Source organism: Ruminococcus sp., assembly GCF_024691275.1.
Lineage (GTDB): Bacteria > Bacillota > Clostridia > Oscillospirales > Ruminococcaceae > Ruminococcus.
The window spans coordinates 16,375-43,126 of record NZ_JAILNU010000056.1 but is presented as its reverse complement, the minus strand read 5'-3'; the positions used below and the strand labels follow the sequence as shown (position 1 = coordinate 43,126).

Sequence of the window (26,752 nt, the reverse complement as noted above, 5' to 3'; positions counted from 1 at the left end):
TAATCGGTGTATTTTGAGCGCTGTATACTATACAGCACTGTTTTTCTTACATATTATTCGGAAGTGCTTCAAGGAAGATGAGATCACTACGCTTTGCAGCGTTGCCGTCTGCGATAAGAGCAGCATTTGCTGCGGTAATACCGCCTGCCTTTTCAACAAGAGCTACCAGAGCCTTCAGAGCATCTGGCTTGCTGATTACGTCATCAACGATAAGGACACGCTTGCCCTTAACAGATTCAACATCCTGAGATTCAAGATAGAGTCTCTGCTCATTCTCGGTAACAACAGATCTTACAGCTACTTCGAGCTTGTCATTGGTGAAATGCTCATTATCCTGCTCGGTAGTAACTGACTTGACCGCTACCTCGATAGCATCGTTCATATAAAGCTTGACAGACTTATGGGCAACGATATAGTTCTTGCCGCTCTGTCTTGCCATTTCATAAACAAGGTGAAGCGCCTTTGTTTCTGCCGAAAGGATAACATCGAAATCAGGTGCAAGTGCAAGCAGACGCTTTGCGCACTCCACGATCATTTCAACGTCACTAAGCATAACAAGTGTAGCAATACCTGTTTTCTCACTAACAACACAGTTTGTAAGTCTTCTGTTGAGTTCTGCAACTCTGAGTTTGTAACGCTCGGAAATATTGGCATCTTTCATAGCCAGATTTCTCTTGCGGATCTCCTTAGCCTCTCTTATCGGCTTAGGCCCCTGCTCTAAGAATTCATAGCCGTTCGCCTTGACGATCTCCTTGATATCAGGCTGCATTTTAAGCGAGATGCCAAGCTCCCTGCACTTATCTACGAGATCCTTTATCCACTCAAAATGGAATGGAGCGGCATTTTCGCCGACTTCACCGCCAATGATGACCCATGAATGATCTTTTCCGAAGGTATTTACAAATTCGTCAAGATAAACAGGATCAATATGTTCAAGTACAGGCTGATAAACAACGCAGCCTGTGATGAGATGACCCCTTGTATTCTTTATAAGCTCGGGGATACGGTGTGTACATTCGTTCCTGTCAACCGTACAGGAAATAACGACATTGCGTATATCCGTTTCGGCAGGTATAGGACTGAGGTCGATACCCTCAGGACATTTTGTTACAAGCTGGAAAGTATCAAGGCACTTGCCCTTTCTGCGCTTTATATTATTTGCAGCAATGATCTGCTGAAGTACATTTTCCTGCCACTCAGGTCTCCAGCAGCCGAAATCTGACATATAAGTCAGGAACCAGTCGATAGGGTTCTCGCTCTCAATGTTAAAGAGTTCGGGGACATCGTTGCCGTCCGAATCTTTCATTATCTTATAGAAGCCGCGGAAAACAGGCTTCTTGTAGTCAGCGGTAACGCCGAAGTGATTTACAACATTTTTGGTAAAACAGTACGGACAGCCTACAGGACAGCCGATTACAGGTGAATACACCTTGGTATTCAGGTGGGTGTCATAGTTGATATCTCTGAGGATACGCTTCAATGCAAGCTGATGTCCGTCATAGTAGACATGGAGCTTCTGTATCTGGTTAAGGTACATCTGATTGAGGTTCTTGTACTCCTCCAGCTCCTCCTTGACAGCGTGCATCTCGATCTTCATTTTCATGTAATCAAAGCCCTTAAAATTACATATGAGAGTGTTCATAAGTCGGTTTACGACCTCGGGCTTTTCGAGCATGGTGATAATACCCGCAGAAGGGGCATCTGTGTAGTAATCTTCAATTCTCAACATAAAACATCTTGCCTCTCAGCATTTCTAAATTTCTTTTTGCGTCTTGCCTGAAAGCGGTGTACGCCTTACCGCATTCAAAGCGTGGATCTGTATTTTCCGCATTATGTGCAGACATTCCATGCCGTAATGGGGGGAAAGACAAAGAGCGTATGTACGATATAACGGGATAAACACAGATGATGGGGGGAACGGTTTCATCAGGTGCAAAGATACATATCTACTCTCTTTAAGGCTGCTTTATGATTATGTCATTATAATCGGAACTGTCATAAATCATTGCCTAAATATTAGCTGAATAATGCTGAAAAAATGAAATAATGATAGTTACAATATCCCACTGCACATCAGGCAGCAGAAAGGCTGCGGCTCGTTTAAAAGCGATGTTTTTAAGCAATTATTGGCAAAGCTAAAAAGAATATGAAAATTTAATTTCTTTGCATATGATCATAGGTCAATTGTTGCTATTTAATCAAATGTTGCTATTAAAATTATATACTGTACATTCGCCCATGTCAAGCATTATTATTTTGTTAACCGTGGTTAACATTTCGGGCTATATGCAATTTTTGTGCAATTTTATGCCTGAAACGCCTTTTTTTTGCTCAAATAAAATTTTTTACTTCATTGCCGCAATTAATATTCAAATAAAACAAAAAGGGCTTCGGAGCAAGCGCGGTGCCTATATAGAAATTTTTACGTGAGTTATTGAGGGAGAACCTTTTCTCAGAAAGGTTCTCCCCGATAATTTCGTGTAAAGTTTCTACATAAGTCCCCGCTTACACGGAAGCAGCTTTTTAAACATATTATCAGAGCGCTTTTCCCAGCTCGTAAGCCTGTACGGGATAATCAGTCTTTTTCAGCATATCAAGTGTCATGCAGTTCACAGCTATAACAGTGCCTGCGATATCCCATTCAAGATACTTTGTCATGCCCTTGAACGAAGTTGCTGCACCATCTGCTGTCTCTTCATTGTCATCAGCCATTGTCACCATAAGTACAGCTTTCTTGCCGCCGTGAATAACAGCATCGTTTGCATAAAAACGGTCGATAACAGCTTTGAGCTGCGCACTTACAGCATAATAATATATCGGCGACGCAAGAACTACTGCATCAGCTTCGATAAGGTGAGGATTCAGCTCAGCCATATCATCTTTGAACACGCAGGCAGGTGCAGCACCATGACATTTCTCGCAGGCGATACAAGGGTGGATATCCTTGAATGCCGCGTCAAAGCGACAGACTTCATGTCCTGCTTCTTCTGCGCCCTTGATAAACTGCTCTGCAAGATACGCAGATGTTCCGTTCTTGTGCGGACTTCCTGTTATTACCAATACTTTCATGTCAGTTACACTCCTTATTTTTGCTTTTGGCAAGCATTTTTATAATATATTTTACCATAAAAGCTGCCTTTTGTCAATACAAAAGCCCGCTCAGACCGAGCGGGCTTGCTGCACTATGAAAGAGAATTATTACCGTTTATCCTTATCTCAGACCAAGAAGCGTTTCCTGTATCGCCTGAGCGTCGCCTACTGTGAGACCGTTACCGTCCAGATCAGCGTTGAATCTGCCCTGCTTTGTTATCTGATACTTGTTCGGATTTGCAAGAGACTGCATGATAAACACTACGTCCGCCATATCCATTTCCTCATCGCAGTTTGAATCACCGTCAACAGCGTTCATAAGGTCGATGCCGCCGAAGCTCTCTGAAGCGTCGCACTGCCACGATTCATATAACGCGATATCATCAAAATTATCATCTATAGCTCCGGTGATCTCCGCCATTTCTGCCAAAGAGATATTCTTGTTCGGTCTGACAAAAATGATCGACTCGCCCGAAACTGTTACATCAAAACCTTTTTCTGTTGCAAACTCCTCTACCTGCTGCTTGATCTCAGTTAATTTCGCTGCTCTATCCTCTTTTGTTTTGCCAACATAGTACTCATATGACAACGTGAACTCGCAAAGGTCGATACTTCCGTTGGACGGGCTGTTAACGTCATCAGCAAAGATAATATCAGCTGCACCTGCTTCATTGACAAGTATATCCCTTATCCTGCGAACATCATTTGCAGTCAGCCTGAGCACGTCGCCTTTTTTATTTCCATTGCTTGGCTCTGCATAATATTTGTATGTGCCGCTGAAAATACTGCCGTGAACTTGTACAGCGTCACCGTTTTCTGTCTCAAAGTCCTTGAACAGCAGGTTTATCTGACCTGATGTTGCATTGTCACCAACCGTGACAGCGCTTTCAGCTCCTTCCTCGGCTGCGATATTGAAGTATATCCTGTCACTGAGTTTTTCTTCTCTTACAGCCCGGCGATAATACGGATTCTCAGGGTCGATAAATCTGGTTTCAGTTCCGTTATAGATATAGTAATTTACTTTGTCATCAGACTTATATTCAATCTTAATGAAATCGCTGTAATCCCCTCCTGTCATTCTTTCAGTATAAAGAGCATTTGCACTGATCGGCGAACCGCAGACTGCTAAAGCCCCAGCTGCGATAACTGACATAAGCTTTTTATTCATAATAAGACCTCCTTTAAAAGTCATGGATTTTTGCTTTCACTAATTAGTACCACAAATGATAAAAATGTCTCAGCCGTTTTAATAATTTTTTCAGTTGACAATTTTTCCTCAAAACTTTATAATCAAGGTGAGACAAACCAAGGAAAAATGGTACTAATTAATAGAGGATAATATCTCATTATATGAAAGGAGCTGTCTATGGATAACGGTGCAAGTAGCTACCGCCGTTTTCTTGAAGGTGACAGAAATTCTTTTACCGAACTGGTCACGGAGTACTGGGACGGTCTTACGCTATATCTTAACAGTTTTGCCGAAAATATCGCCGAAGCGGAAGAATTTGCCGAGGAGACTTTTCTGAAGCTCTACACGGACAGACCCGAATTCTCAGGGAAAAGCACCTTTAAAACGTGGCTTTTCTCCGTGGGACGCAACACGGCTTACAATATTATCAGAAAGCGGCGCAAAATACAGGAAGCTCCGCTGGACGATTTCTATGATATATCAGACAGAGAGGATATAGAAAAGAACCATATAGCTGCCGAAAATAAAAAACAGCTCCTCCGTACCATGGAGAAGCTCAACGGCGATTACAGGCAGGTGCTGTATCTGGTTTATTTTGAGAATTTCAGCAACACCGAAACGGCTGAGATAATGCATAAGAATGAGCGGCAAATAAGAAATCTTCTCTACCGAGCAAAGGCGGCATTGAAGATATTACTCGAAAAGGAGGGCTTTGAATATGAGGAGCTATGAAGACATATCAAACAGAATAATGCAGCGCGGCGACCAGATCATAGAGTCCAGAAAAGTCAGAGCCGCAAAGATAAGACATACTTCTTATGCAGTTTCGGGAATGTGTGCCGCTGTTATCACAGGTATAGGTGTTTGGCGCGTCACTTCGTCCATGCCAAAGCCTGATAACCAGCACAACAGCTCCATGATATCAACAACGGAAACTACTGCCGAAAAAACAGTTACTACTGCGGATAAATCGGCATCAACTCAGCCTCCGACTACCGAACATTCCAGAAATACCACATCTTCAGCAACCGTCAGCTCATCAACAGCTCCCCAGACAGGAAGCAGCTCCTTGACTGCAACTGCCCGTCCAAAGACTACTACTGCCTATCCATATACTCATACTACCACAAGCGTCAAGCCTGTGCAGACCTCTGTTCCGACCTCAATAATCGAAGCTACCACCACAACTTCTATGAATGAAGGTCCTGTCACCGCAGTACCTCGACCTGTTACGACAACTTCAGATCAGAAAGAAATTGCAAAGATCACAAAAAGCTCCGCATCATCTGAAGCAAAAGCTACCGATCCGACTACTTCAATGACACAAGTGGATTCAGAAGTAAAAGGAACACTCCCCTTTGATTACAGCGAAGCAATCCGCTCTTCGCACGGGATTTTCAGATATAACGACTGTCTTTATGAGAAGGCGGACGCTCTTGTAAAGCCCGAAAGCATCGGTGACTTCATAAGAAATATATCCGTAACGTTCAAAGTTTCAAACGGCTGGGAAATTGTCGAAGGTATGGCGCTATACGAAATAAATGGCATCGACAAGGAAGAAGCCGTTGCTGCACGACTGAATAATACCGACGAATACTTCATGTTCATAAACAGCTCTTACAAAAAAGAAGATGATATTTCATAAATATAAAAAGAGAAATGCATAAACACGGTGCTTATACAGAAGTTTTTACGTGAGATATTGAGGAAAAATCTTTTGAAGAAGATTTTCTCTGTATTCTTTCAAAACCGTTATTTAATTTTTTCTATGATAAAGCACATAGATAAATTGCCCCTTTGTATTAAACTACAAAGGGGCTTTATCATAGGAAAAAATCAGCTAAAAGTCTTTGGAAGGGGGCACGGGGGTGACTCCCCGCAGTGCGGGGAGATGTCACGCAGTGACAGAGGGGAACGCCTCGGTCAGAGGAACCTTTCCTCAGAAAGGTTTCCCCCGATAATCCCATGTAAAGGTTCTATATGAGTACTCTGCTTAAGTGATCGCTGCTTTTTAAAAATGCTCATTTCATATTCACGTTACAGCTATAATAATATATGTTGTAAATGCTTTCGTGTTGTGATATAATTGGGATAACATATAATATGAGGTGAGAATATGACAGATTGTTTAGCAGTTGCAGCAGGCGGTGCGATCGGAGCAGTTTGCAGGTTCCTGATAGGAAAACTGCCGATAGGCAGCACTGACGGATTCCCCATTAAAACGTTTATTGTTAATATTGTAGGCTGTTTCATGATCGGACTTGCAGCGGCACTGACGCTAAAGCAGTTTTCAGATTCTCCGCGGCTCGTTCTTTTTCTGAAAGTCGGCATATGCGGCGGCTTTACGACTTTTTCGTCCTTTGCTCTTGAAACAGGAGAGCTTATGGAGAAAGGCTCGTATATAACAGCTTCGGCGTATGTTATACTGAGCGTTGCAGTCGGGATAGCCGCTTTATTTGCAGCACAGTTTTTAGCTGAGAAAATCTTCTGATAACAGGTGAGAAATATGAAAATACTGAATTTGCACGGCTTCATGGGAGAAGCCGATAACAAAAATTACAAGGCGTTGTGTGATATCATCTCTCCTGATGATATAATATCTCCGAAGATGAAATACATGGAGCTCTCACCGTCTGAGCTGCTCGAAAAACTTTCGGAATATGTGGATACCGACGATTTTCTTTTCGTCGGACAAAGTCTCGGAGGCTGGTTCGCGGACAAGCTTAGCCGCAAGTACCGCCGTCCGTGCATACTTACGAATCCATGCTATTACCCCCATGAACTGGAGCTTATAACGGCTTCGGGCATACCTGCTGAGTTTGTGGAGGAGTACCGAAAAATGTCCGTCAGCACTCAAAATGAACGCGCATATACTTTATGCAGCGATGCTGATACGATTCTTCCTGCAAATCATGCCGACTGTGTGAAGCTGTCGGAAACTATTAAGGCGGTTCACGGCAGCCACAGCACCATCGAGAATATTGGCGGGTATTTATCAGAAATGCTGACAGAAATACAGAATGACCGTTTGCTCCTGTTTTTAGGCAGAGGTTCGGCGTTTGCCGACGAGCATGATTCAGCATTCTTCGTTGAGGATAACGAGCTTGTTCTCATTGACTGCCCTGCGACTTCATACCAGAAGGTCAAGAAGATGAACTGGGAGCAGTACGACAATATCTATATCCTTGTTACTCACACTCACGGCGACCACAGCGGCGGCGTGGGAACGATGCTGCAATATGTATGGTTCGCAAGCTGTATGAAGAAAAAAGTGACGATCGTCGCTCCGTCAGCTGAGGTGAAAGACGACTTGCTGCTGCTCCTTATGAGGATAGAGGGCTGCGAGCAGGAGTGGTTCCATATTGTTACCGCCGATGAACTTGATAAAAAATGGTTCGCTGCAGCAGTGCCGACTGCCCATGTGAAGCCGCTTGAGGGAAGATGCTTCGGATATCACCTGAGTATTCACGGAAACAACGCCGTATATACGGGAGATACAGCAACTCTTGAACCTTTCAAGCCTCTGCTGAAAAGCAGTTCGTTCCTTTATACCGAAGCGGCATATTACAAGAGCGAAGTCCATCTGCATCTGAAAGAGATGCTTCCCGAGTTCATAAAACTTGCGGACAGCGGAGTTCACGTATACCTCATGCATCTTGACGCTGAAAGTGAGATAAAGTCGCTCATTGCTGATACACCGCTGAAACTTGTGCAGCTTTTATGATATTTATATATTGTCTGAATTCTTTTTGTCCGTTCGAGTGTACTATTAATCGGGTATATCCCTGTGGGAATGCCTGTAAACACGGAAACAAACTATCATTTTATGAAAAGAGGTCTAAAGATGAAAAAAGGACGAATAGGCAGCTTGATCATGGCAGCAACCTGTTGTTTTACTACAGTATTCACAGGTCAGCTCTGCGCGAATGCTGGTGCAGCAGACATTAAATACGAGTACGGCGTTTTTCTCGGAGCAGACCCCGAGAATATCTCTGATATGGAAAGCTACAGGAAGATCGTTATTGATGCACAGTATTTCTCGAAAAATGAGATAAGTCAGTTAAAGAATACAGGCCACATCGTTTACAGCTATATCAATCTCGGTTCTGTTGAAGAATTCCGCTCTTATTTCGAGAAATATAAGAAATATACTCTCGGCGTATACGAGAACTGGGAGGACGAAAGATGGGTAGATGTTTCTCAGAAAGAGTGGCAGGATTTCATCGTTGGCGACATCGCAAAGAGTATACTCGATAAAGGCGTTGACGGACTATTTGTTGACAACTGCGACGTGTACTACAACTTCAAAGAGAATAAGATATATGACGGAGTTACAGAGATCCTCAAAGGCTTTAAGAAGTACGGCACGTATGTTATCATCAACGGCGGCGATACATATGTAACGGAATATGCCAAAAAGAATAAAAGTCTCGATGCTGTTATGGACGCTGTAAATCAAGAGACTGTATTCAGTGCCATCAACTGGAAGAACGAGACCTTTTCAAAGAATAAGGCTTCGGAGAGAGAGTATTTCCAAAAATACTGCAAGCTCGTCAGTGACTACGGCAAAGATGTTTACCTGCTTGAATACACCAAGGACAGCGAGCTGATAGATTTTATAAAGAGCTACTGTCTTGAAAAAGGCTATACCTATTACGCATCGTCTACTCTTGATCTTCTGACACCCGGACAGGAGAAGGGTTCGCAGCCGCTTATCGCAAAACCTCCGGTTACTCAGCCGAGCAGTTCAGCGACAACTACTACTTCGACTACAGTAACGACTTCTGCGGCAACAACTTCTACAGTTACGACCTCTGTCGGAACAAAAGTCGGTCAATTATTGGCGGGTGATGCAAATGTGGATAATACAGTTGATCTGTCAGATGTCGTTCTTATAATGCAGTCACTGGCAAATCCAAATAAATACGGACTGAACGGAAGCGAAAAGAGCTGCCTCACTGAGCAGGGAGCAGCTAATGCAGATGTTGAGGGCTCAAACGGCGTAACATTGAACGATGCTTTAAAGATACAGGAGTATCTCCTCAAGATCATTCCCACACTTTCCGTATGATAGTGCCTGATTCTCTATAAAAGAAAAAAGCAAGCGGTAAGCACGGTGCTTATACAGGAGGCATAAAATGAAAGCAGTTATCGCAATAGATTCATTCAAAGGCAGCCTTACCTCTCTCGATGCAGGCAAAGCTGCCGCAGATGGTATTCGCCGCGTTTATCCCGACGCTGAAACAGTTATCAGACCTGTTGCGGACGGCGGCGAAGGTACTGTTGAGGCTCTCGTATCGGGAATGAACGGACAGTTCCGCGAAACAGAGGTCTATGACCCCCTCGGAAGGCGTATCAAAGCAAAATACGGCATACTTCCCGACAATACTGCCGTTATTGAAATGGCTGCTGCTTCGGGAATCACTCTGCTGTCCCCAACTGTTGACGCTCCCATGTATACCACTACTTATGGCACGGGCGAACTCATACTTGACGCAGTAAAGTGCGGCTGCCGCAGCTTTATCATCGGTATAGGCGGAAGTGCCACCAATGACGGAGGTATCGGCTGCTTGCAGGCTCTCGGCTTTGGTATGCTCGATAAGAACGGACAGCAGGTCGGATACGGTGCAAAGGGACTTTCGCAGCTTGTCCGCATCACCGATGACAATGTCTCGCCCGAGCTAAGGCAATGCCGTTTTCATGTTGCCTGCGATGTTACGAATCCGCTCTGCGGCGATAATGGGTGCAGTGCAGTATTTGCTCCTCAAAAGGGTGCCTGCGCAGCGTCCATAGCCATTATGGATACATGGCTCCGCGAATATGCCGAGCTTACAAAAAGCTATAATCCAGCAGCTTCTCCCGATACGGCAGGAGCAGGAGCAGCAGGCGGTCTCGGATTCGCTCTGATGTACTATCTTAATGCAAAGACAGAACCGGGAGTTCAGCTCATTATGCGCGAAACTAAGCTCGAAGAAGCAATAAAAGGAGCTGATATAGTCGTCACAGGTGAGGGATGTCTCGACAGTCAGACCGCCATGGGAAAAGCTCCCGTCGGTATCGCAAAGCTCGCAAAGAAATACGGCAAGTCCGTTATAGCGTTCAGCGGTGCGGTGAAAAGCGGCGCTGAGCTTTGCAATCAGCATGGCATTGATGCATTTTTCCCGATAATAAGGCAGGTCTCAACTCTCGAACAAGCCATGGACAGAACTAATGCCTTCAATAATCTTGCTGATACGGCAGAACAGGTCTTCAGGACGATCGAACTATCCTCACAAAAATGCAGCCTATAAGCATGATGCTCATATAGAAACTTTACACGGAATTATCGGGGGAAACCTTTCTGAGGAAAGGTTCTTCCCCGAACCCCTTTCCAAAGACTTTTAGCTGATTTTTTCTATGATAAAGCCCCTTTGTATTTAACTACAAAGGGGCTTTATCATAGAAAAAATGAAATAACGGTCTTGAAAGAATACAGAGAAAATCTTCTCCAAAAGATTTTTCAACAATAGCTCACGTAAAAACTTCTATGCAAGCATCATGCTCAGGCTGCATTTTTCATTGATAATGGTTACTGATAAATCGTTTTACTCAAACTTTTTGCCTGCACTTCTGGCTGCGGCAACGCTGTCGCCGACTTTTCTGTAGCATTTTGTGGCTGTATCATATATTACAAGTCCCACCTTGTTGTAATCGACTTTACCGTCAGTGAGGACGTTCTCGTCAGCCTTCAGACCAACTACCTCCGCAACTACTCTGGTCTCGCCGAACTCCTCCTGTATGTCTATGACCTTGCACTCGATAGTTACAGGGAGCTGGTCGATAACAGGAGCATTTACCTTGTCAGACTTTGTTACGGTGAATCCGCACTTTTCCAGCTTGTTCTCAACATTATTGCCTGATACGATGCCCACATAATCACAGGCAGCGATCTGGTCTGCTGTTGCATAAGCTATGGTGAACTCCTTATTCAGCCTGATATTTTCAGTGGAGCGGTGAGAAGCTGAAAGGCTTACAGATATCTGGCTCATGCCGACCTGTCCGCCCCATGCAGCGTTCATTGCATTAGGTGTTCCGTTCTCGTTATATGTACCGATGATAAGAACAGGCAGCGGTGCAAAAAAGCCTTTTTCAAATGATTGTTTCATAATCAAATACCTCCGTATTTATTCAGCGGCTGGAATGCCGTTTTATTATTGAGATCATTTTATCTCAGTTATTCCTTACTTAGTATACCACAGTATCGTTCGCAAATCAACAGAAATCCCTTAATTAATGTCAAACCTGCCGTCAGTTCTTTCATTATATCATGTTTTTTCTCAAAAAGTGTAAGCTGTGTGAATGATACACTAACAAAACTATCGCATTCATTCACACAGTTTTTATAAATGTGAAAAATACAACACCAAAAATCCCACAGAATTCTACATTCATTGCAAATTTATTTCACACAGGCAAAATATAATATAATCACAGCAACGGGAAAGACACCCGAGATCAAAACGAATGTTAAGCTATGAAAGGAATAGTGAATATTATGAGAGAAGAAAATAAATATACAGTTAACGGCAATACAAACGATATGGATAATATGTATCATGAATATACTGTTTTTTCAACAGACAGCAATTCATCAAAGAACATCAGAAGACGCATGAGCACAAGAATCGCAGCTTCTATCATGGCAATGGCTCTCGTATCAGCAGGCTCTATCGGTATCTACCACCATGCATTCGGAACAGACAAAAACATAACAGCTGTAGTTGCTGAAACAACTGAGGAGGAAACCGCTGAAAAGACTTCCGTATCAGCTGTTTCTGCCGAAAATGTTAGCTATATCACTCCGACAACAACAAACAGCGGTGAGCTCACAACAGAGGAAGTTGTGGAAAAGGTCCTTCCTTCAGTCGTAGGTATCGAGTCCACATTCACAATGACCTCACAGAACAGCAGCGGCTACTATAACTTCGGCGGATTCGGAGGCATGAACGGCTTCGGTCAGGATCAGCAGCCTCAGACTTCCACAGCAACAGCTACGGGCACAGGTGTTATAATAACTGCTGACGGTTATATAGTTACAAATGCCCACGTTATATACGATTCAGAGTACGGCGCAGGCATAGCTTCAAGCATCTCTGTTATCGTAAACGAAGAAGACCGCTATGATGCAGAGGTCATCGGATATGATACAGACTGTGACCTTGCAGTCCTCAAGATCAGCGCAGAAGGTCTTACAGCTACCGAATTCGGCAACAGCGACGAACTCAATCTCGGTCAGGACGTTATTGCAATCGGCAATCCTCTCGGTTTTGACCTTATGAACACTGTAACAAGCGGTATCGTTTCAGGACTTAACCGTCAGATAACAATAAACGAAAAGTCAATGACTCTTATCCAGACAGATGCAGCTATCAACTCAGGCAACTCAGGCGGTCCTCTCATCAACAAGAAGGGTCAGGTGATCGGCATCAACTCCTCCAAGATGTCGGCATCATATTCCGAGACAAGCATCGAAGGCATAGGCTTTGCTATCCCTTCAAACGAAGCTGCAAGAATAGTTGAAGATATTATGGAATACGGCTATGTTAAGGGCAAGCCGCAGTTAGGTATCAGCTGTCAGGATATCACCGAGAATATCTCAAGAATGTATAATCTTCCCGTCGGAGTATACATCACAGAAGTTAAAGAAGGCAGTGCAGCTGAAAAATCAGGCTTACAGGAAGGCGATATCATTACTATGGTAAATGATGAAGCCGTTACAACATATGAAGAGCTTACTGCTAAGAAAAACGAGCATAAGGCAGGCGAAACCATCGAGCTTACCTTTGTAAGGAACGGCAGTGAGGAAAAGGTTACAGTCACTCTTGATGAGGCTATAGCCGAACAAAACTAAACCGATCCCCCCTCTCTGATATATACCTTGCCGCAGCCTTAATGCTGCGGTATTTTTTTGCCGCACCGACATTTCCCGAAGCATAAACCTTCAAAAAAGTTCCGCTGTTAAATATATGTTCATAAAAAATTTACGATTTTGTCCGCACATTTTGTTTTTCTTCTCCGTTAAATAGTAAAAAGCATTATTTACCAATGGTATCCGTAAATGCTGACATCAATGACTACGGCAGTCCTGAAGTGAAATGCAAAACTACACTCGTTCCCGATCTCAGCTCTTTTGAATTTGGTATCGGGAACTAATATCAACAAAAAGCCTGAACAGGCAAAAAACTTAATCACAGAACGGAGGAATTTAAAATGAAAAAACGAATTATCGCTCTTTTGACAACAGGTATGATGTTGTCATCAGCAGCATCACTGTCCCCTGCAATTGCTGCCGATCAGACTGAAAACACTCAGGAAGCCAGTTTGCTTCCCGACTGGATCCCCACAGACTTCGACTCTGCGCTCGGATTCCGCAACACCTACGGCACAACGCATATAGGTGACGGAAATGAGTGCGACCTGCTGTGTGTTGTGTTCAAAGAAGAATCCTACAGCACAAAGAAATACACCATAAAGAACACTGCCGCTGTATCAGCGGAATACTATCATAATGTATTCATTGACGAAAATACAGATACGGCATATGAAGTTATGACGTACAAAAATGCATGGACATCACAGCCGGATTTCAAAATTCAGTTCAGCTGTGACTCAAAATTGCAGAAAGAGTACTCTTTCACAAGTTCAGGGACTCAGGTAATAGAGACCGATATATACAGCTGGCTTCCTGACTGCAACGAAGAATTCAGCAAATTTACCAAAGATAACTCCTTTGTCTCGGTAAAAGATAATTATGTTGTGTTCTGCCTGTCTCATAATGCAGGTACTGCCTATGACTGGACCCTGAAAGAAAACGGCAGCAATTGCTTTGAGCTTGCAGAAGTAAACGATTGCAGTCCCGTATCTGCGATCCCCCTTGACGGCGGAAAGATCAACACGGTCTATGCATATAAGGCTGTGAAAGACGGCTATGACAAAATATCCTACGATTTCGGAGCGATCTATTCCACCGACGGTGATAATGAAGAAAATCTTACTGCCGACTGCAAAGTTATAGATAATGCGCAGACTGTTCTGCTTTCAGGAGATATGCGTGTCAGCCTTGTTGACTATGATACAGGCGAGCTCATTGATCTTTCAGACGGAACAATTCCCAAAATATGGACGGATATACGCAAAAATACTCCCGAGGGTGAGCTCAACTGTAATATGCAGCCCGTCGGATTCAAAAGTAATCCTGCCACAGTAGATTTAGGGAACTTCTTTGACGGATACAATTTCTCATTTGGCTTGCTCAGTGCTCCTATCGGCTATTCACTGCCCGATACAGAAGAAAAATCTGCGGGATATTACAACGGTACTATCGTCCCCGAAGATCATATGACCATAAAAAAATACGACAACAGCTCTGCTGATGTTGTGTTCAGACTGAAAAAAGAAGCAAAAAGAGTTCTCCCCGAGGAAAAATCCGCTGATCTCACCGACCTCAAAAAAGGTCAGACAAGGATAACGTTTTATGACAAGGAGACGGGAGAGCTTATCCCGAGCGAGCTTGTGAAGAACCATAACCTGGGATTCGGTACGGATATAAGATTCAGGACAAATATGTCCCCTAACGGCTGGATTTACACAGGTCCGATATATTCTCCCAACTCCAATCCATACACCTATACAACCGATAGCCTTGCAAACCTTTACAGAGAGGCAGATTATTTTGCGTTCCTGTGTGACGATCAGCCCGAAGTTACACTATATGACAACGGTGCAATGGATCTGGTCATCAGAACTAATATCACTGTATCAGGAAATATAAACGGCGATACAGAGTTCAATGTTGCTGATGTTGTAACATTGCAGAAATGGCTGCTCAATGCATACGATAAGGAGATTTACTCCTGGGCAGAAGCTGACTTTGATCTTGATAACAAGCTCACTGTCTTTGATCTTTGCCTTATGAAAAAAGCTCTTCTTAAATCATTGCGTCTGCCTGTTGAGGTCAGCGTCAAAGAAGAAACAGGCGGAGTCGTAGGCGCAGTTTTAGAATATAAAGTATACCGCGAAAATGAAAAATACTATTTTAGTTATAAGGATATGACTAAAGACCTGTATGCCGAACCGCTGACTGTCCGTATATCGGAAGCTGATTACCGCGAAATAATGGCTCTGAACTACGAGAGCATGATACAGAACATGAATTCTCCCGCCGAACATGAATCTGATGAAGGCGCATACACTCTCGAACTCAGCTATTCAGATGGTTCCATGAAAAAGGCTGCTTCATCAAAATTGCCTGCTGTTCTGGAAAAAATGAAAGCCCTGAAGGAAAAGTATATCACTTTTGTCATTCCTCATAATCTGAACGGCTATGGAGCACCATTTACTGTTGCTGAAGACGGTCTGAAGCTGTACTCAGGTCCCGATGAAAGCTACGAGACTATCACCACGATCCCGCAAGGAAAACATCTTTTTGAACAGGGTTACAACAACAATGAGGATAAATGGCTGTTTACTAACTATAACGAAAATTACGGTTGGATCAGGACAGTCAAAGATGACGGTAAAACTCCGACTATCTATTTCGAGGTATATGCCGATAAGCCCGTTATCTATCTTTATCCCGAGCAGAAGACCGACGTTCATGTGGAGCTTGAGCTGACTGGATCAGAGCTTTCAACTACGTACCCGAAGTACAACAACGGCTGGAACGTTGTGGCATACCCCGACGGAAGCCTTACCAACAAGGCTGACGGTACACATCACAAGTATCTTTTCTGGGACGCAGCAAACTGCCGCACAAGATTCGATCTCTCAAAGGGATTCTGCGTTGCAGGCAGCGATACCGAGAGCTTCCTCAAAGAAAAACTCACATACATGGGACTGACAGAAGAAGAAATGAACGAGTTCATAGTATACTGGCTGCCAAGAATGGAGCATAATAAGTATAACCTCATCTCTTTCCAGGGCAATGCCTACACGGATTCCGCAAAGCTGAACATATCTCCGACACCTGACAGCCTGCTCCGTGTATTCATGACATATGTTCCGCTTGAAAACGCTGTAGAGATCGAACCGCAGCAGCTTGAGACCTTTGAAAGAAAGGGATTTACAGTTGTTGAATGGGGCGGAAGCGAGATCAAGTCATAAAGTGCATTTAATACATCAAAAGCAGCGAATATCCGCCCAATCGGGCGGATATTTTCTTTTTCGGACAATGACACCATATTTAATGTGCAATAATTGCTAATTACCGCAATCAAAGCAATTATTGCGTTATTTTGTTATTGCTCAACAAAAAAATCGAGATATATTGACATCTTATTTACAGAATGCTATACTTTAAGCATATAATGCTATTTATGGCGAAAGGAGCTGCGATCATGAAAAAAAACAGAGCCGTTTCAAAGCTTATTGCAGGTTCACTCGGAGTGCTTCTTGCAGTTTGCGCTTTACCGAACAACAATATTTTCAGTTCTATTGATGCTTCCGCTGAAATTATCAATGCATACGGAAGCATTGAGTACAACACCGATGACCGGATGTATGTTTACACTCTTTCAGACTATGTCATCAAAAATATTACCATAATCAATGATACGCCCTGTATCAGTTTCATGGATAATGCTGCTCCTGAATATTCTGCTAAACAAGGCGAGCTCAATATAACCGATGCAGACGAGGAATGTATAAAAAAGCTCGGCAGCCTGACAGAAGGCAAAAGCTATGATATAGTATTTGAGTCAAAGGTATTCTATGATTTCTTAAACACCTCTTCAGTTTCTTCCTTTGATATTATCGGCAATTCAATGTGGGAGCAGTTTTTAAATGATGGCAGCTCTCCCGGGCCATTTCACGTAAATCCCGAACTGGGATTCGATCCTTTCAAGGACAAGGATAAAAACTATGATAACTTTGGATTTTTCGGTTGGTCTTCTGCCCTTTCGCTACGTGCAGACAGGCTTATCTCCGTTAAGCGTCACAACTTCCATTACTACGGAGATATAAACGGCGATGAGGTCATTGATTCCTTCGACAGACTTGAATACGGTCAGTACATCAATAACTGCCTTGGCAGAGAGCTTTCAGCTGACGAATTCCTCAACGCTGACATCAATGAGGATAAAAGGATAGACTCCGAAGATTATCAGCAGGTGACAGATTTCATTCTCGGAAAGGAATCCGAATTCAATTCATTCAAAGAAATAGGCAGCATACGCCTCGATGAAAAAATCAACATACAGCGCGCTGAGGGAAAGCAAGCTGACAAAAAATTCGCAGACTCTCAGATGAAGCTCGGCGTGGACCTGCTAAAGGAATGCTTCGACCCCGAAAGCAAAGAAAAAAATATCCTTATCTCACCTTTTTCGATATCATCATCTCTTTCCATGATGGCAAACGGCGCTGACAATAATACTCTCAAAGAAATGGAAGAAGTGCTCGGCGGAAAACAGCTCTCGTTAGATGATATAAATGAATATATGTCATATTTCCTCAGCAATCTCCCGGACAAAGACGGTGAGCACCTCAATGTAGCCAACTCCCTGTGGTGCAAGGACGCTGACTACTTCAAGCCACTTGACAGCTTCTTAGAAACTGACAGAAAATACTATAATGCCGAGATATATAAGACCGGCTTTGACAACTCAACAGTAACTGACATCAACAGCTGGGTAAACAAGAATACCAACGGCATGATCCCTACCGCCATACGCAAGGAAGATCTGAAAGATGATGTCCGAATAGCACTTATCAATACACTCTACTTTGATATGGAATGGAACAAAAAATACGACAATGCCACAAACGGTATTTTTACCGCTCTTGACGGAACAACTCACAAGATCATGGAAATGTCAAGTAATGAGGACTATTATTACGAGCTTGAAGATGCCGATGCATTCAAGAAGCCGTATCTGAACGGCGATTACTTCTTTGTCGGTATCATGCCGAGAGACAAGGACATAATCCGTTTTGTGAACGACCTTGATCCCGAAAAGCTTTCAGATGCGCTCACAAAGCCGTATCAGTCCCTTGAAGTTCCGCTGAATCTTCGTGTAATGATCCCCGAATTTGAATACAGCTACGCCACAAGCCTTCCAAAAGCTCTGCAAAAACTCGGAATGAAGGAGGCTTTTGATGAATTGAGAGCCGATTTTTCAAGACTCAATGACCAGACTGTTGACAAAGCTGAACCAATATACCTTGGCGATGTTATCCATAAAACAAAAATAGAAATCAGCAAAGAAGGTACAAAAGCAGCCGCTGCCTCTATATCTTTTGGAAACGCAGGCGGTATGTCTCCTAAAACCAAAGACGTGATAATCAGACTCGACAAGCCTTTCGTGTACATGATAGTGGATAAGAACAATATCCCGATGTTCATAGGCGCTGCTACCGAGCTGGGCACCTGAACGGACTGCTTTTTACCGACATTCCCGACTTCATATATTATAATTAAGTCAAACACAAATCAGGGAGGTTCATAATGGCTTTTTTGAAAATATCAACGTAGAAAAATTATTCGACGAAGACGATGAATATACGTTTCCGCCTTTCACCGATGAGGAGCTCGAAGAAACTGAGAAAGCGATCGGCTGGAAGCTTCCAAAATCGTATATCGCACTCCTGAAGATACGTAACGGCGGCTCTATAAACTACAACGAGTTCGAGGATTGCTGGCTTTCAGTTATTTACGGCGTTTCGTCAGGTGAAGGTCTTGCCGATATGTATGACAACTGGATAAATGAATGGCAGTATCCCAATATCGGTATCCCTTTCGGCGAAACACAGTCCGCGGGTCATGATATGTACTTCATGGATTTCGGTTCGGTCGACGAAAACGGCGAACCGCGCATCGTGCTGGTGGACAATGAGCTTGACAATTCCGTCACCTTTGTCGCAAATAATTTAGAAGAATTTCTTACCATGATATACAATCATGAGGAAGTGTAAACAGCTTTTCAAACATTCCTGATGAAAATTCAATACATATGATCTTAATGACAGGGAGCTTCTCCCTGTCATTTTTATTTTACAGAGCGGATACAAAGCTATGTTTTGCGGATCTCTTCATTATCGGAAAAACTTATAACCCACTATTGATTATATGAATTGGACAACCGATCAATAATGTGAGATAATAATAAACATCTACTTGATAGATATAACTCTTTTTTAAGGCGATGATTCAAATGAATAAGTTTTTCAGGATATTTACGGTCCTTATTTCTGCGGCAGCGATCGTGCTTGTTAATACGATCTGTAAGCCATGTCACGGCTTTATGCCAATGCCCTGTGAACACAGTACTTATATCGCTGAATTTGTTTTGGCTTTCGTTCTGATATTAAACATCTCGACCCTGTTCATAAAAAAGAAGGCAGTTCAGCCGCTGACAGCTCTGCTGAATATAGCATCAGGCATCTTTCTGCTTTTCATTCCTGCTTTCGGACGCTGTCAGGTCGCTTCCATGAGCTGCAACATGAAGACATTTCCGACGCTCAGATCGGTCGGACTGCTTATTTCTGCATTCTCCGCTGTATTTCTTGTCATCATCATTCTAAAAGGGTCATCAAGGAGGCGGTCGTATGCTAACGCCAAATAAGGTCGCTTTTAACAATATAGTCCGACACAGCTTCCGAAGTGTTATATTCTTCCTGCTTGCAGCGATCTCTTCCGCCTGCATTTTCGGAGTAGGCTTCTTCAATGACAATATAAGCTCAGGCATCGGTCAGGTCAAAGGCCGTATCGGAGCTGACATGATAGCAGTTCCCTCAGACTATAATGACGACGCAAAAGATGCACTGTTCGCAGGTGATGCCTGCACCATGTTTTTCAAAGCCGATCCCGAGACAAAGATAAGCAATACCGAAGGCGTAGCACAGGTAAGCTCTCAGCTTTACCTCGAAACACTGTCTCTGGACTGCTGCTCGGCGGCAGGTATTCAGATAATAGCTTTTGACCCTGATACTGACTTTTCTGTGAGCACATGGACAAACAAAGACAATGTCCGAAGCCTGAAAGACGGCGAGCTTATCGCAGGTGTATCTTGCGGACTTCAAAAGGGCGGATCTATCACATTTTTCGATCATGATTTCACTGTAGCCGATGTCCTCGATGAAACAGGAATGGGTTACGATCACAGCATCTTCGTATCATTTGAATCTGCAAAACAGATCACCTCAGATGAGAAGTATTCACAGCTTTTCAAGGGCAAAAGCGACCTCACCTCAATGGTTCTCATAAACGCTGACAAGAACTGCGAGATCGCCGATCTTTCAAGGATAATCAACCGTTCTCTCAGCGATGTCACCGTTTACTCCACAGACAGCTTGGTCGGCGAACTGAAAAAACAGGCAGGATATTTCAAGTTTTCGGGCTTTGTGGCTGACGCTTTTGTAATTATCCTTTCAGCCGTATCACTTTTTTCGCTTATCACCCTAACCTTCTACCAAAGACGCAACCGCATAGGAAGTATGCTTTCTGTCGGCATCAGCAAAGCTAAGATAGTGAAAATATTCTTCTTTGAATACCTCTATCTCACACTTGCCGGAACCTTTGCCGGCATCGGCATAACAGCAGTACTGCTCCTGCCTATGCATGACCTTATCAAACGTTCTGTGGAGCTGCCATATCGCTTTATCGGTGCAGAAAAAACTATCGGACTTTGTCTGACTGTCCTGGCAGTGAACCTGATAATTCTCATAGCAGCTTACTCGTTCACATTCTTCAAGATCATGAGAACAGAACCTGCTATACTTATGGAGGAACAGCCATGATACTTGAAGCACATAATATATCAAAATCTTTCGGTAAAAACGGGCTTTCACCTGTTGATATCACTCTTTCCGACGGCAGGTTCATCTGCGTTACAGGTGAATCAGGCTGCGGCAAGACCACTCTGCTCAATATACTCAGCGGAATGCTCAGTCCAGACAGCGGTCACGTAAAGATAGACGGAAAAAACGTCTATGAAAGTATGTCGGAACATGAACGCACATTGCTTAGAAACGGTACACTGGGCTATATGGCACAGGGCAATTCGCTTATCCCTGAACTGACAGTGTGGCAGAACATCGTCTGTCCCCTTGAGCTTTACGGCAGGAAATATGATAAAAAACACGTATTTGAACTTACGCAGAAGCTCGGCATCGACAATGTCATCGACTCATATCCCTCAGATATATCGGGCGGAGAATACCGAAGAGTGCTCCTCGCAAGAGTGATAATGTCCGACGCGAAACTGCTTCTCGTGGACGAGCCGACATCTAATCTTGACGAAAAAAGCGCTGATATAGTCCGCGGGATACTCTATGAGGAATACAAAAACGGTAAAGGCTTGCTCATTGTCGCACATGACAAAGATATTTTAGAATATGATCCCGAAGTAATCAGAATAAGTTCAGGAGACGACAGAATATGAAAAAAATACGATATACAGCGATTATTGTCCCGATGCTCCTGCTATTTGGCTGTGGAGAAAACAAAACAGCCAATACTGCTGAAACAGTGCCATTGAAAGTCACTGAAACAGTCACAGCTTCGTCTGCTGTTACGACACAGTCAGCAGCTGTTACCGCTGTATCATCTACTGCGACCGCAGCAGTTGGGACTGCACCGACTGAAACTGCCGAGACAGCTGCGGAAACTACTGCTTTCTCTTCTGAAAGCAATGGGGCGGAAGCAGTATCTTTCGAGTCATTCAGCGGGATACTCATTGATGAGGATTGCAGCGATTTTGAAGATCCGCCAAAACATGATCTTCCGTGTATGCTTATGGACTCATGCCGTGCAAGCGGCTACGGTCTCGATATACAGCAGGAAGACGGCTCGTGGCTCTTTTATATGTTTGACGAAAAAGGTCAGGAGCTTGCATGGGACTATCTTATCCATACAGACCGCATGAGTGAGCTTTATGTTTCCGTCACAGGCACACTCAAAGACGGTATTGTTTACGTTGACAAACTTGAAGAAATCTAAGGAGATAAATATGAATATTATTAAAAAAACCATATCTGCAATTTTAGGCTTTGCACTTTTTTATAACGCCGCAGGTCACTTTGATCTAACTGCAAAGGCTGCCGATACAACTGTACTTGTTACAGAATACTCAGACCTTTGGAGTGGAAATATCTCAGTAAAAGCAGGCGACACTGTTAAGTGGCACGTAAATGTCCCTGAAGGAACTCAGCCTAAAGGCTGCGGCGCAACAATCAAGATCCCTGACCTCGGCTGGGGTACTGATTCCCATAACAAGGAAGAAGGACACCTCACACTTACTCAAGGTGATAACTTCGTTTATGAGTTCACACCCGAGGAAACGGGAGATATCCTCTTTACCTGCTGGATGGGTTCGTCCTGCCACCATAATTATATCCACGTTACTGCCGACGGTACATATAATGTTCCTAAACCCGACGATGCTTCTGACATCTCTGCCGAGTGGAACGGCAATAAAGCAACTATAAGCTTTACTGCTCCGCAAGCTCCCGAGGGCGCAAGGATCACAGGATATAAAGTTACAGCTACAGATGAAAGCGGCAAGCGCAAAAAAGTTTCTGTAAAGGAAAGCCCCGCTGTCTTTGAGGAACTCGATCAGAATCAAGCCTACACCTTCAGGATCATTACACAGGCGACTTCAGGCAATAGTGCCGGCGAGAATGAATTCGTACTGGCTGCTGCAAAAGAAACAGAAAATGCTCCTTCGGAAGCCGCTGAACAGAGAATCGTTACCGAATACGATCAGCTCTGGACAGGCAATATCACTGTCAAAGCAGGTGTTCCTGTAAAGTGGTACGTCAATGTCCCCGAAGCAGCAGAGCTTATCGGCTGCGCACGTACAATCAAGATACCCGATCTTGGCTGGGGCACGGATTCTTCCAATAAAAATGAGAATCACCTTACTCTTGAACACGGTGAAAATTTCGTTTACGAATTCACCCCCGAAGAAGAAGGAGATATCCTTTTTACCTGCTGGATGGGCTCGCAGTGCCATTACAACTATATTCACGTTACAGCCGACGGAACTCCCGATCCTGACGCAAAAAAAGGCGGCAGAGGTAATGCTATGACAACTTCTGCAACAACTGCCGCTCCGACTGCTGCTAAAACAACGATCACTTCTGCCAAACGCTACAGCAGTCCTAAAACAGGTGAAGCAGGCGCTGGTGCAGCCGAAGCCGTGATCGGTATCTCTGCACTCCTTCTCTTGTCCTCAAGCCGTTCCAAAAGAAAGTAACAAATAACAAAAGCAGTGTGCCATATGGCACACTGCTTTTTATCTTTCATTAAGCAGCCGCTATCAATTTAAGGCAGTTTTATTGCCGAGAAGATACTGCTGTATACACAGCGCATCGTTAACTGTAAGTCCTGCTACAGACTTATCAACATCTGCATTTATCTTTCCCTGACCCGTAATATGATTTTCAGATGAACCTTCAACGTCATATTTATCAGGATTTGCAAGAGTCTGCATCACAAGGACTGCATCAGACAGGTCAAGCTCATCATCGCAGTTCGCGTCACCGCTTTTTTCTACGTCATCTTCTACGCTTTCAGCAGTTGTAGTTGTTGTCCTGATACTATCAAAAACAGGGCTTGTTGTAGTTCCCGAGTTTTCGCTCGGCTGAGTATTGGTATACTGACCGCGGGCATTCCATGCCATTTCCTCAAGATCTATCTTATCAATACCGCATTTCCTTGCAACATATTCAAGAATGATGGTTGTATCCATTGCATCACCGCTCACTCCGTTGTTGTCGAAATCAAAGTTTTTGATATAGTTGTCAATTATCTCGTCTGAAACAGTGTGTATGTCATCTTTTGTATGGGTCTGAGAGTAAAGAATATTTTCAGCGCATATATAATCACGCTCGTCGATAACACCATTCATATCGACATCAGGATAAGGTTCGGCACCTGATTCAACTGCTTCATAAAAATTATCAAATATAGCCTGACGAGTATCTTCTGAAGCATATATGAAAGCAAACACATAATTATAGCAAAGACTGAACAGATCGTCGGGGGCTGTAAGAGGATATCTTGTACCTTCAAGGCAATTCGTACCCGACCATGGATAATTTGAAACTTCTCCCTTTATCCAGGCATCTCTGAACTCCTCATAAGCCTTTTCTTTCTCTGTTTTTACGCCGAGTTTTTCACAGATGTATATCTGGGCAATGCTGCAGTCGGCAGCATCTCCGCTTATCCCGTTCTCGTTAATATCAAAATCGTTATGGAAATGATATATAACCTCGTCAGAATATTTTTCACCGCTGAAGTATCTGTAATTATCGAATATCTCATCACAAGCTGTATGATCTTCAAAAGTTATCTGTCCGTCAAGATTGATATCAGGTTCCGGAAGCTGTCCTTTTTTTACCTTTTCTTTGTATATTTCATATTCTTTTTCAATGTGCGACATATCCACAGATTTTCTGATATCCTGATTTGGGAGTCCCATTTCCCATTCAGTATCTTCTACTGCGTTCTCAAACCATTGAAGGATAGATTTATGTTCAGCAGCGTAAAGTCTTCTTTCATCGTATCTTTTCTCCCAGGCTGCATCAAAATAACGGTAATCCGAATACTCAGTCAGGAATGGATTATTTTCAAGAAAATGTCTTATAAGATAATCTGAGAAAACAGATGTAACTAAACTATCATCCTTGAATTCTCTGAACAATTCAATGCATTTTCTTTCCGACTTTGACGGGAACTTGATAGTTGACAGCTCATTGTAAACTTTGAACTTGTCATCAAAGGAAAGATTGTCACGATCCATATATCCATACGTAACACTCGGTTCATCAAAGATCTTCTGAAAATAGTAAATGTCCATTACATCGTATATATCTACCTTGCCATTTTCATCTACATCAAGGTCAGGAGACTTTTCTTCGATCGCTTCTTCAAATATATCATACAGACCACGGAAGTACTCTGTTTTCTCGATAAACTCCTTAACAAATCCCTCACGATACTCCTTATCTTCTCGGATAGCGTCATCGTCATTTATATACTTTTCATCAACATACTTGTTTCTGACACTGATATAGTAATCAGGATCAAGAATGTCCCTTTCGATTTTATTATAGCAGGTATAATAAGTAATAAGAGAATATAAATTAATCGGGCTTCCGTTATCATAATCAATATTTGCATACTCTGAACTTAAAGTTTTATCATCACAGGAAATACGATAAAGAAGATAAATATCATTTATATCAAATTTACCGTCCTTGTCAATATCTATTATACTTTCGTCATTCCTCCACTTTTCAAAATCAAAGTCATCTATACAGTATTTTACACTCATAACTTCAAAAGGAACACGTCTCATACCTGTGTCATTAACTGCGTCAGCCGTTTTCGGGATCGTTGATACAGCCACAACCATTGCAGCAAATCCAGCTGATAATTTATTCATATAATAAACCCTCCTGTACGTATTTTTATTGCTCACCGCTGTTGTTGTAACAGTTGCTGCACCAGTTGTTCCGATCGCTTTCTGTGTTGATGTATTCACCGCAGAAAACACATTTGTATGAGATGCAGCTGCCTGAAGTGTCGTGACAGCAGCGGTGGTGTCTGATGTATAAGCTTTATCAGATGTTACAGCTTTTTTTGTGACCTCGGGAGTACTGCCTGACGAAGTAGTTGTAACAGACGAAGCAGTTTCAGTTGGTGCTTCCGTCGTATCGCTGATGAAACCGATCGGGGGAGGATTTTTTACAGGATCATTGTGCCATATCCCAAAGCTGATAATTGCAGCTGCACACATTGCTGCAGCACCTGTTGTTATCCTTCTTATGCGTATCCTGCGGACACGTTTTTCTTCCAGGATACGGTCGCCGCGGGATTTTACTATATCAGCCATGGTCTTATAATCCATAGAACACCTCTCCTTTCTTTTCGATCTCTTTTTTCAGAGCGTTTTTAGCTCTGTACAGCAAATCCCTGATCTGCTTATTGTTCTTTTTCATTATTTTCCCCGCTTCATCATTTTTAAAGTCCTCAAAGAAAATGAGGTACAGTATCTGACTATATTCGGGCTTTAGTGTCAAGATGAGCTTGCGAAGGTCCGATCGCCGTTCATCTTCAACGACCTTCTGTTCAATATTTTCCTCATCAGAGATATCATATGCATTATCCAGCGAAACCGTATTGAATCTTGAAAATTTCCGCTTTATATCAATAGCTTTGTTTCTTCCGATAGTGTAGATCCACGTTTTGAAAGAACCTGCACCTTTGAATCTCGGCTTTTCAACATACAACTTTACAAAAGTATCTATTGCAGCTTCTTCTGCCTGTCCCATATCGCCGATAATACTGTAAAGGTAATAAACGAGTCCGTCTTTATAATCGCGGATTATTTCATCAATTGCATCTTTTTCTCCTGTGAGGAAGCGGCTGTAGCTACTTAAACCGTTATCCATTTTTTCCTCCTTTCGGCAGGAAATATTTCCATCTGTAACTTA

General features: G+C 43.1%; 21 protein-coding genes. 15 read left to right on the top strand and 6 right to left on the bottom strand.

The genetic code is table 11. From position 1 onward, the window contains the following. Positions 1–46 precede the first annotated feature (46 nt). The 3 genes from K6G33_RS06610 to K6G33_RS06600 all read right to left on the bottom strand — a co-directional run bounded on the left by K6G33_RS06610 (position 47) and on the right by K6G33_RS06600 (position 4,258). On the bottom strand, positions 47–1,729 hold the full coding sequence (locus tag K6G33_RS06610) for a DUF5131 family protein (RefSeq protein WP_296777553.1): 1,683 nt from the start codon (positions 1,727–1,729) through the stop codon (positions 47–49). Between the two features lie 806 nt (positions 1,730–2,535). Continuing rightward, complete coding sequence (locus K6G33_RS06605) at positions 2,536–3,069, bottom strand: flavodoxin family protein (protein WP_296777552.1); 534 nt, start codon at positions 3,067–3,069, stop codon at positions 2,536–2,538. Between the two features lie 142 nt (positions 3,070–3,211). Further along, positions 3,212–4,258 carry a hypothetical protein gene (locus tag K6G33_RS06600; RefSeq protein ID WP_296777550.1) on the bottom strand — a complete coding sequence of 349 codons (1,047 nt, stop codon included), beginning with the start codon at positions 4,256–4,258 and terminating at the stop codon, positions 3,212–3,214. A gap of 198 nt (positions 4,259–4,456) precedes the next feature. Between K6G33_RS06600 and K6G33_RS06595 the strand changes: the two genes are divergently transcribed. The 6 genes from K6G33_RS06595 to K6G33_RS06570 all read left to right on the top strand — a co-directional run bounded on the left by K6G33_RS06595 (position 4,457) and on the right by K6G33_RS06570 (position 10,569). Beyond that, positions 4,457–5,011: an RNA polymerase sigma factor gene (locus tag K6G33_RS06595; protein WP_296777549.1), complete on the top strand. Its 555-nt coding sequence runs from the start codon at positions 4,457–4,459 to the stop codon at positions 5,009–5,011. Then, positions 4,998–5,924, top strand: a complete 927-nt coding sequence (locus K6G33_RS06590; protein ID WP_296777547.1) for a hypothetical protein — start codon at positions 4,998–5,000, stop codon at positions 5,922–5,924. The genes K6G33_RS06595 and K6G33_RS06590 overlap by 14 nt, the downstream gene beginning before the upstream one ends. A 471-nt stretch (positions 5,925–6,395) precedes the next feature. Then, entirely contained in the window at positions 6,396–6,770 is a 375-nt protein-coding gene (gene crcB / locus K6G33_RS06585) for a fluoride efflux transporter CrcB (protein WP_296777545.1), read from the top strand. Between the two features lie 15 nt (positions 6,771–6,785). Continuing rightward, positions 6,786–8,003, top strand: coding sequence for a YqiA/YcfP family alpha/beta fold hydrolase (locus K6G33_RS06580; RefSeq protein WP_296777542.1), 1,218 nt, complete (start codon positions 6,786–6,788; stop codon positions 8,001–8,003). A 150-nt stretch (positions 8,004–8,153) separates the two neighbouring features. Then, positions 8,154–9,350: an endo alpha-1,4 polygalactosaminidase gene (locus K6G33_RS06575; RefSeq protein WP_296777540.1), complete on the top strand. Its 1,197-nt coding sequence runs from the start codon at positions 8,154–8,156 to the stop codon at positions 9,348–9,350. A 67-nt stretch (positions 9,351–9,417) separates the two neighbouring features. Continuing rightward, positions 9,418–10,569 (top strand): glycerate kinase, encoded by a 1,152-nt coding sequence (locus K6G33_RS06570; protein WP_296777538.1) that lies wholly within the window; start codon positions 9,418–9,420, stop codon positions 10,567–10,569. A 294-nt stretch (positions 10,570–10,863) separates the two neighbouring features. Here K6G33_RS06570 and K6G33_RS06565 read toward each other — a convergent pair whose 3' ends face one another. After that, the gene (locus K6G33_RS06565; RefSeq protein WP_296777536.1) at positions 10,864–11,424 is read right to left on the bottom strand and encodes a flavin reductase family protein; all 561 of its coding nucleotides are present in this window, start codon (positions 11,422–11,424) and stop codon (positions 10,864–10,866) included. Positions 11,425–11,813: 389 nt separating this feature from the next. Here K6G33_RS06565 and K6G33_RS06560 point away from each other — a divergent pair, with 389 nt between their 5' ends. From K6G33_RS06560 to K6G33_RS06520, 9 genes are all read left to right on the top strand, one after another. Further along, positions 11,814–13,169: a trypsin-like peptidase domain-containing protein gene (locus K6G33_RS06560; RefSeq protein WP_296777535.1), complete on the top strand. Its 1,356-nt coding sequence runs from the start codon at positions 11,814–11,816 to the stop codon at positions 13,167–13,169. Positions 13,170–13,528: 359 nt separating this feature from the next. Continuing rightward, the gene (locus tag K6G33_RS06555) at positions 13,529–16,420 is read left to right on the top strand and encodes a dockerin type I repeat-containing protein (protein ID WP_296777533.1); all 2,892 of its coding nucleotides are present in this window, start codon (positions 13,529–13,531) and stop codon (positions 16,418–16,420) included. A 233-nt stretch (positions 16,421–16,653) separates the two neighbouring features. Beyond that, on the top strand, positions 16,654–18,684 hold the full coding sequence (locus tag K6G33_RS06550; RefSeq protein WP_296777530.1) for a serpin family protein: 2,031 nt from the start codon (positions 16,654–16,656) through the stop codon (positions 18,682–18,684). A 58-nt stretch (positions 18,685–18,742) separates the two neighbouring features. Further along, positions 18,743–19,225 carry an SMI1/KNR4 family protein gene (locus K6G33_RS06545; protein ID WP_367270491.1) on the top strand — a complete coding sequence of 161 codons (483 nt, stop codon included), beginning with the start codon at positions 18,743–18,745 and terminating at the stop codon, positions 19,223–19,225. Between the two features lie 239 nt (positions 19,226–19,464). Then, positions 19,465–19,875: a DUF4418 family protein gene (locus K6G33_RS06540; RefSeq protein ID WP_296777528.1), complete on the top strand. Its 411-nt coding sequence runs from the start codon at positions 19,465–19,467 to the stop codon at positions 19,873–19,875. Further along, positions 19,859–21,049: an ABC transporter permease gene (locus tag K6G33_RS06535; RefSeq protein ID WP_296777527.1), complete on the top strand. Its 1,191-nt coding sequence runs from the start codon at positions 19,859–19,861 to the stop codon at positions 21,047–21,049. The genes K6G33_RS06540 and K6G33_RS06535 overlap by 17 nt, the downstream gene beginning before the upstream one ends. Further along, positions 21,046–21,693, top strand: a complete 648-nt coding sequence (locus K6G33_RS06530) for an ABC transporter ATP-binding protein (RefSeq protein ID WP_296777525.1) — start codon at positions 21,046–21,048, stop codon at positions 21,691–21,693. The genes K6G33_RS06535 and K6G33_RS06530 overlap by 4 nt, the downstream gene beginning before the upstream one ends. Next, entirely contained in the window at positions 21,690–22,250 is a 561-nt protein-coding gene (locus K6G33_RS06525) for a hypothetical protein (RefSeq protein ID WP_296777522.1), read from the top strand. Before K6G33_RS06530 ends, K6G33_RS06525 begins: the two co-directional genes overlap by 4 nt. Positions 22,251–22,260: 10 nt before the next feature. After that, the gene (locus K6G33_RS06520; RefSeq protein WP_296777520.1) at positions 22,261–23,508 is read left to right on the top strand and encodes a fibronectin type III domain-containing protein; all 1,248 of its coding nucleotides are present in this window, start codon (positions 22,261–22,263) and stop codon (positions 23,506–23,508) included. 63 nt (positions 23,509–23,571) lie between these two features. Here the strand turns inward: K6G33_RS06520 and K6G33_RS06515 are convergent, their stop codons facing one another. Together K6G33_RS06515 and K6G33_RS06510 are read right to left on the bottom strand one after the other, a co-directional pair. Further along, a complete protein-coding gene (locus K6G33_RS06515) occupies positions 23,572–26,166 on the bottom strand; it encodes a hypothetical protein (RefSeq protein ID WP_296777517.1) in 2,595 nt (864 codons plus the stop codon). Next, positions 26,156–26,710, bottom strand: a complete 555-nt coding sequence (locus K6G33_RS06510; RefSeq protein WP_296777515.1) for an RNA polymerase sigma factor — start codon at positions 26,708–26,710, stop codon at positions 26,156–26,158. The genes K6G33_RS06515 and K6G33_RS06510 overlap by 11 nt, the downstream gene beginning before the upstream one ends. Between the last annotated feature and the right edge of the window lie 42 nt (positions 26,711–26,752).

Coding starts and splice junctions, on each gene's coding strand:
- K6G33_RS06610 (WP_296777553.1), bottom strand. CDS start 1,729: ATGTTGAGAATTGAAGATTACTACACAGATGCCCCTTCTGCGGGTATT.
- K6G33_RS06605 (WP_296777552.1), bottom strand. CDS start 3,069: ATGAAAGTATTGGTAATAACAGGAAGTCCGCACAAGAACGGAACATCT.
- K6G33_RS06600 (WP_296777550.1), bottom strand. CDS start 4,258: ATGAATAAAAAGCTTATGTCAGTTATCGCAGCTGGGGCTTTAGCAGTC.
- K6G33_RS06595 (WP_296777549.1), top strand. CDS start 4,457: ATGGATAACGGTGCAAGTAGCTACCGCCGTTTTCTTGAAGGTGACAGA.
- K6G33_RS06590 (WP_296777547.1), top strand. CDS start 4,998: ATGAGGAGCTATGAAGACATATCAAACAGAATAATGCAGCGCGGCGAC.
- crcB (WP_296777545.1), top strand. CDS start 6,396: ATGACAGATTGTTTAGCAGTTGCAGCAGGCGGTGCGATCGGAGCAGTT.
- K6G33_RS06580 (WP_296777542.1), top strand. CDS start 6,786: ATGAAAATACTGAATTTGCACGGCTTCATGGGAGAAGCCGATAACAAA.
- K6G33_RS06575 (WP_296777540.1), top strand. CDS start 8,154: ATGGCAGCAACCTGTTGTTTTACTACAGTATTCACAGGTCAGCTCTGC.
- K6G33_RS06570 (WP_296777538.1), top strand. CDS start 9,418: ATGAAAGCAGTTATCGCAATAGATTCATTCAAAGGCAGCCTTACCTCT.
- K6G33_RS06565 (WP_296777536.1), bottom strand. CDS start 11,424: ATGAAACAATCATTTGAAAAAGGCTTTTTTGCACCGCTGCCTGTTCTT.
- K6G33_RS06560 (WP_296777535.1), top strand. CDS start 11,814: ATGAGAGAAGAAAATAAATATACAGTTAACGGCAATACAAACGATATG.
- K6G33_RS06555 (WP_296777533.1), top strand. CDS start 13,529: ATGAAAAAACGAATTATCGCTCTTTTGACAACAGGTATGATGTTGTCA.
- K6G33_RS06550 (WP_296777530.1), top strand. CDS start 16,654: ATGAAAAAAAACAGAGCCGTTTCAAAGCTTATTGCAGGTTCACTCGGA.
- K6G33_RS06540 (WP_296777528.1), top strand. CDS start 19,465: ATGAATAAGTTTTTCAGGATATTTACGGTCCTTATTTCTGCGGCAGCG.
- K6G33_RS06535 (WP_296777527.1), top strand. CDS start 19,859: ATGCTAACGCCAAATAAGGTCGCTTTTAACAATATAGTCCGACACAGC.
- K6G33_RS06530 (WP_296777525.1), top strand. CDS start 21,046: ATGATACTTGAAGCACATAATATATCAAAATCTTTCGGTAAAAACGGG.
- K6G33_RS06525 (WP_296777522.1), top strand. CDS start 21,690: ATGAAAAAAATACGATATACAGCGATTATTGTCCCGATGCTCCTGCTA.
- K6G33_RS06520 (WP_296777520.1), top strand. CDS start 22,261: ATGAATATTATTAAAAAAACCATATCTGCAATTTTAGGCTTTGCACTT.
- K6G33_RS06515 (WP_296777517.1), bottom strand. CDS start 26,166: ATGGATTATAAGACCATGGCTGATATAGTAAAATCCCGCGGCGACCGT.
- K6G33_RS06510 (WP_296777515.1), bottom strand. CDS start 26,710: ATGGATAACGGTTTAAGTAGCTACAGCCGCTTCCTCACAGGAGAAAAA.